Raw genomic sequence first — 6,652 nt, 5'->3', positions numbered from 1 at the left:
CCCCCCGCCCGGACCTGGCGGGAACTGATCGCCTACCCGGAGACCCTCACCCTCGCCGCGGCCCTGACCGCATGCCCCCGCACCCCTGACAGGCGCGCAGCAGTCCGCCTTCCTCCACCACCTCGCGGGCCGCCTCCAATTGCCCCGCCTCGCCCCCGCCGACCACGACCTGCTCTGGCAACGCCTGCACACCCGCGAACCAACCCACGCCCCAACCCTGCTGAAAACAGCCGGCAACTCCCCTTACCTATAGGCGCGCCAACCACACTGCGCAAAACCGCCACCACACTCACTTCACTGCGCATCCATAAACGTCCAGCTCAGCTTATGTACCACCGGCCCCCGGCGCCTCAGCCCCGCGTAAGCCTCCCCTGACGGAACAGGCATAGCGCCCAGTACAACTGAGCAACAGAAGACCACGACGAGATCAATAAGCAGGCGCGATAGCTACGCCTCAGCAATTAGAGGTGGAGTGACCCTATTTCCTCCCTTCGGAGCGTTTACGCCTGGTTCCTGTTTGTCGTCGTGCCGGCGTGGCGATGGACCTGCCGTGAGGATCGAAGACTCTGCGGCCTTTCCGTATCTCAGCGGACGGCCTGTGATCCCCCGCAGTTGATTCTTGCACCCGGGCGGTGCCTAGCCGACCGCGATGACGCCGGCACAGGCCGACGGCCTGTGCCGTATCAGCCGACCGACCACCACGTTCGCCAGGAGCTGATGACAGTGCCACCGCCGAACCCGCCCGATACCGCCCTGCTGAACTCCCGCATGACCGGCCCGGAGCCGGCCACCGCACACCTGGTGCGGCTTGGCACCACCGGATGGCACGTGTGGCGTGACGTACTGGTCCGCGGCGCCGGATTCCCCGCCCGCCTCGTCGATGAACTGACCGACCCGGACCTGGCGCGTACCGCCGACGCCCTGCTCTCCGGGACGGTCACAGCCGATGAATACCACTGCGCCTTCGATACCGCGGTGGCAGGTTTCAGCGAGGTCGTCCGGCGCACGGCCGCGGACGGCCGCTTCCGGGAAGCGGTGGCCTGGCAGAACCACGCACTGCTCCCGAGGTGCCTGGACAAAGTCGTCCCAGAAGCTCCCCGGAACAGCAAAGGGCGCGAACACCAGGAGACCATCGTCAACTACCTTCAACGCTACGCGTTGAAGAACGACACCATCGGCTTCTTCGGGCCCACCGCATGGGGACAGTGGATCCGGGCCGAGGACGGCGTGCACGCAGGGGGCCGGCTCCGGATCGAGCAGGGTCACCGGTTCCTGCGTCACCGGGCGGTGTACTTCGAGAGCTGGGCCGTCGACGCCGTCGCTCAGGCGCTGGGCCGGGACCCCGCTATGGCGCCCTGGCTCCTGCCGCGCCGTGACCCCAACATGGTCGTGGAAGAGGGCTTGCTCCGGCGGCCGTTCGGTTCCCCGCTGCTGTTGTCGCCCGCTCAGGCAGCGCTGTTGCGGGCGTGCGACGGTGAGCGTCCGGCCATCGAGGTGGCTCGTGCACTCGCCGGCCCCGGCCTTCCCTACGGTTGTGAGGCCGAGGCCATGGCGGCACTGAACTGGCTGCTCGGTGAAGAACTCATCACGCTCGGTCTCCAAGGGCCCCTTGAACTGTGCCCCGAGACCACCTTGCGTGACAGGCTGCGCCGAATCGGCGATCGGTCTGTGCGTGACAGGGCGCTGGCGGATCTGGACCGGCTCCTCGGCGCGCGGGCGGACGTCGCGGCGGCAGCCGGTGACGCCAAGCGGCTGGCTGCCGCGCTCGACCGACTCAACGCCGAGTTCGAGCAGGTCACGGGCAGGGAGGCCGGACGGCTCCACGGACAGACCTACGCCGCCCGCACCCTCGTCTTCGAGGAGACGGTCCGCGATGTGCACGTGGAGTTGGGCACGGTCTTGCGTGATGAGTTGGCCGGTCCGCTCGGTCTGGTGCTGGACAGCGCCAGATGGCTGGCCAACCGCATCGCGGCGGAGTACGGCGCCTACCTTTCCGCGGCCCACCAGGACTGGACGGCCGCTCGCCCCGGGGCGGCAATGCCACTCGTGGAGTTGTTGGAGCACGCCGGGCAGAGGCTGGGGTGTCACGGCACGGACTCCGACGAGACTCGCGCCGCGATCACCGACTTCCAGCAGCGGTGGAGGCATGTACTCGGGGCGGCGGCGCGCCCCGAGACCGGCATGCCCGCACACCTCTCCTGCGGCATGCTCGCCGACCGGGTGCGGGCCGCGTTCCCGGCCGCTCGCCCTGCCCACTCGGCCGCCATTCACCATGCTCCGGACGTGATGATCGCCGCAGCCTCGGAAGCAGCCATCCGCCGGGGCGAGTACGAGGCGGTTCTGGGCGAAGTGCACGCCGCCTTCAACACCCTGGAACACCGCTCAACAGTCGAGCACCATCCCGCACCCGAAACGCTGCGCGGCTACGACGCCGCGGACCACGGCGGCCGCCGGATCTACCTGGTGCCGCCGAAGAAGAACCTGCTGGCCACGACCAGCAGCCGGCTGAGCCCACCGACGGCGATGCCCGCACCGGACACCGTCTACTGGAGCACGCGCAACCCCAGCATCGAACCGCCCGGCAGGTTCCTGGCCTTGGTAGACCTCTTCGTCCACGCCACCGACGAACCGGGCGCCCTGGAGGTGCGCGACGGTGCCGGAACCTTCCGTGCTCCTCTGCTCGAAGTGCTCAGCGAACCTCTCAGCGACGTGACCGCGACCGCCTTCCAACCGTTCCCGCGCTGCCGGCACCACGGGCGGGTCACTGTCGACCGCCTCGTCGTGGCACGGGAGGCGTGGACACTGCCCGCCGCAGAACTGACCTGGGCGGACCAACGGGAGGAACGGGAAAGGTTTCTCGCCGCCCGCGCCTGGCGCGTCGAGAGCGGCCTTCCGGAGCGGGTGTTCGCCAAGACACCCGGTGAAATCAAACCGTTCTTCGTGGACTTCGGCAGTATCCCGCTCGTCAATCTCTTCGCGAGAGCCGTGCGGCGAGCGGCAGCGAAAGACGCGGAAGCTCAGGTGACCCTCACCGAAGTCCTGCCGGATACCAACCAGACATGGCTGACCGACGATCTCGGAGAAAGGTACAGTTGTGAACTGAGAATGATCGCCGTTGACCCGCTGTCCACCGAGCGATAAGCTTGATCTTTATGGTCTGAGTTGGTTTCGTTCGGCGATGGTCTCCGGGCGTTTGACAGTTTTGCCGACGTCGTAGTGGGTGGCGAGCCGTCGGTTCTTCGAGCCGATTGGCCGTCCGGGGCCGGGTGTTGAGGGTTTGGGTGCACGGGCCGGACAGGTGAGGTGCGGGCGGAGGTTCCGGAACCCCCGGCGGACTCGGGCGGGGGTGAGGCGGCCGGGCTCGGCTGGTGTCTCCCAGGGGCGGCGCAAGTCGGCGGCAGCCTGGCGGACGAGCCTCAGCTGGGTGTGGGCGGCGATGATCAGCCAGGTCCAGCGGTCGCCAGCCTCGGGGGTCCGGAGCTTCGGCCGGGTCCATCCGAGGGTCTGTTTCATCAGCCGGAAGGTGTGCTCCAGGTCGAACCTCCGCAGGAACGCCTGCCAGCGCACGTCGACGTCTTCGCCGCTCAGGCCGGTGGCGGACGACCACAGCCAGAGCGGCAGCGGGTCGTGGCCGCCGGGCAGCCGGTCGACCTGGAGGCGGATCAACGTGCCCTCGATGATGGGGAGTTCGCCGGTGTGGTCGATCCATGCGGAGCGGGTGGTCAGGCGGGGTGGATGCGGTCCCAGGCCATCGCGCGGGCGGTGCCGTACCGGTCGGTGACCTGCACCGTCGCTGCGTCCGGCTCGCCCCAGGTCTCTGGCTTGGCGAAGCGGAACTCCTTGCCGTGCTTGGGTGGGCGCCCGCCCTGCGGTGGGGAGATCCACGGCACTGGGACCGGCTTGCGCATCACCCGGTCCGAGCGCATCCGTCCGAGGACCTCCACCGGCAGCCCGCGCAGAAGATGGGCCATGCGCGGGGCGTCGTAGCCGGCGTCGAAGACGACCAGGATGTCGCGGTCGCCGATGTGCCACCGGCCCATCTCGATCAGATCGACGACCACCCTGCGGACCTGGGCGGCGGTGACCTCGGCGACGTCGTCGGCCGGGCCCAGGCGGACGGCGTCCAGGAGCTGGCACCAGGACGTCCGGCCCGATTCCAGGGCGGCGACGAATGAGTACGGCCAGCCGGGTTTGAACTGGTCCGAGGACCGGCCGCTGCGGCCGTAGACGTGGCAGAACAGGCGGTCCGGGCTGGTCGGGGCGTCCGGGCGGAGCCAGTGGCTGATGTCGACCGCGAGGACCAGGCGCCCGTCGGCGGCCTGCGGCATGGGCAGTCCGGCCAGCACCTGCCGCAGCCGGGGCACGTCGATGTTTCCGCTGTTCAGCGCGTCGTACATGGCGCCGTGCCCGCGCCGGTGTTCGGCCACCAGCGTCAGGTCCACCGGCGCCCTCACCGGCCCGGCCGCGCACAGCAACGCGTCCGTCAGCTCGAACAGTTCGTCCCCGCGCGAGGTCAGGCAGTCGAATAAGTCGTCCCGGAAGCGTGACGCTTTCGCGAACGCTTCCCCGGAACATGATCAAGCAGCAAACTCACCTTCACGGCCTTCGTCTTGATCAGTGCACCTTAGTCGGAGCACATGATCGGACGAAGGCCGCCCGCACGTCCGGCGAACCCTCAGGGGAGCTAACCCGTTCGACACCGTTCGAGATCGTGGCACGATGTACGGCATGACGACGAACCGAAAGGTCCATGCCGCGTAGACGGCCAGGACGCATCCGGGCCGGCATTCCCCGCCACCGGACACTAGAAGCGACGCCGGTCATCGACGGCTTGTCCTCGCGTGCGCTGTCCGAGATCTTCCGTCTCGAACGCACCCGTAACTATCTGCAGCCAGGAGACGTCAGCGCGGCCATGCGCCTGTGGAAGGACTACGTCCACCGCCCCGAGCGCCAACTGTGGCATGACTACGAGTGGGGCAACGTGCACTGGTACTGCTGCGGCGATCCCCTCGAAGCCCGTGCTCTCCTCGATGCCGTGATGCAGGCCATGTCGCCGCGAAACGCTCGCGAACTCCGACGGATCGTCAGCCGGTTTGACGCCGTCTGGAACCAACCGTCACCGCCGTACGACCCGGGCGAAGGTTAAAGAACTTCCCAATAGCGGTCGTCAAGGTGCGGCGGGGATCGGGAGACGGGGTTCGTAGGAGGTTTCGTCGCGGATCATGGCCCAGAGAACGTTGAGGCGTCGGCGGGCCAGGGCCAGCACGGCCTGGACGTGGCTCTTGCCTTCAGTTCGTTTGCGCTGGTAGTAGCGCCGGGACACGGGACAGCAACGGACGCTGGCCATGGCGGCGAGATAGCAGGCCCGCAGCAGCCCGCGATGGTAGCGGTGAGGCCTGCGTAAATTGCCGCGGATGCGGCCGGAATCACGCGGGACTGGGGCCAGGCCGGCGAAGCCGGCCAGCCGATCCGGGGTGCCGAATACGCCCAGGTCTCAGCCGGTTGCCGCGATGAACTCGGCTCCGAGTCGGCCCCATGCCGGGCAGCGTCTCGATCACCTTGGCACGCGGGTGTTCGTGAAAGCGGGCCTCGATGAGCGCATCCAGTTCGCCGATCTCCGCGTCCAGGACCAGCACGCCCCTCGCGATCCGGGCCACCATGGCAGCGGCCAGCTGCTCGCCCGGCAGCGAGATGTGCTGGGCTTGTGCCACTCCGAAGGCGGTTTCGGCGAGCGAATAGGCGTTCTTGACGCCACGGTTCTTCAGCCAGGATTCAAGGCGGCGGACGCCGGCCCGGCGGATCGCTGCTGGCGTCTGATAGCAGGTCAGCAACACGACCAGGCCCCGGCCCTTGCGGGACAGGGCACGCTCCAGCGCCGGGAAGATCTCCAAGAGCTGCTCACGCAGCCGGTTGATCTGCCGGGTGCGGTCGTTGACGAGATCGAGACGGCGACCGGTGAGGATGCGCAGGTCGACGGCGACCTCGTCACCAGGCCGCAGCAGCCCGAGGCCCTGGCGCATGCGGGCCTGTTCGGCGATGACATGGGCGTCCTTGGCATCGGTCTTGCCCTGGCCGCGATAGCTGGCCGAGGCGCGGTGGACGGCCAAGCCGGTGAGGTAGACCATCGGCTGTCCGTGCTCGAGCAGGAGCCCGATGAGCAGGGCGGCGCTACCGTGGTTGGTGTCCACCGCCCACAGCACCTCGCCCTGGCCGGCGAGGGCGAGCACGTCCTGGATGAGTTCCAGCAGCTCGGGCTCGTCGTTGCCGACCCGGCGGGATAACCCTTGATCGCCACGTGCGTCGAGTGCCACGCAGTGATGATGCTCCTTGCCGATGTCGACTCCGGCCCAGATCGTGAACATGGCCGCCTCCGCCGGTTGTTCGTTCTGCGGTCCCCGCGGACGGCCCTGCCGACGTTGTCCTACACAGCGATCAAGTCGCATATCCCAATGAGCGGTTGTGACCGTCACGGGCTCCGGGCGGCCAAGTCTTTTCAGCCATCGAGCGGCGACAAGCTCACTGCCATACCCGGAGCCCTCGGGCTCACCGATCCTACGAATGACCGGCGTGGACCCGTGAGCTGAACCGGATTTTGTAGCGGCCCTGAAGCCAGGCATGATCGCCTCGGCAGATGGGAGAACACAGGTCCGAT

At 68.2% G+C, this 6,652-nt stretch carries 2 protein-coding genes and 2 pseudogenes; 2 read left to right on the top strand and 2 right to left on the bottom strand.

What is annotated here, in order from left to right; genetic code table 11:
• The first annotated feature begins 717 nt into the window (after positions 1-717).
• Positions 718-3,141 (top strand): lantibiotic dehydratase, encoded by a 2,424-nt coding sequence (locus L0P92_RS40645; protein WP_234768162.1) that lies wholly within the window; start codon positions 718-720, stop codon positions 3,139-3,141.
• Positions 3,142-3,150: 9 nt separating this feature from the next.
• Here L0P92_RS40645 and L0P92_RS40640 read toward each other — a convergent pair.
• Positions 3,151-4,517 (bottom strand): annotated as a pseudogene (locus L0P92_RS40640) (NF041680 family putative transposase).
• 233 nt (positions 4,518-4,750) lie between these two features.
• Here L0P92_RS40640 and L0P92_RS40635 point away from each other — a divergent pair.
• A complete protein-coding gene (locus L0P92_RS40635; RefSeq protein ID WP_234768161.1) occupies positions 4,751-5,146 on the top strand; it encodes a hypothetical protein in 396 nt (131 codons plus the stop codon).
• Positions 5,147-5,167: 21 nt separating this feature from the next.
• Here L0P92_RS40635 and L0P92_RS40630 read toward each other — a convergent pair.
• Positions 5,168-6,362 (bottom strand): annotated as a pseudogene (locus tag L0P92_RS40630) (IS110 family RNA-guided transposase).
• Between the last annotated feature and the right edge of the window lie 290 nt (positions 6,363-6,652).

Origin of the sequence: Streptomyces muensis (assembly GCF_021474425.1) — a bacterium.
Lineage (GTDB): Bacteria > Actinomycetota > Actinomycetes > Streptomycetales > Streptomycetaceae > Streptomyces > Streptomyces muensis.
Note: the sequence above shows the minus strand (reverse complement) of the source record. Positions and strands in the feature narration are given on the sequence as shown.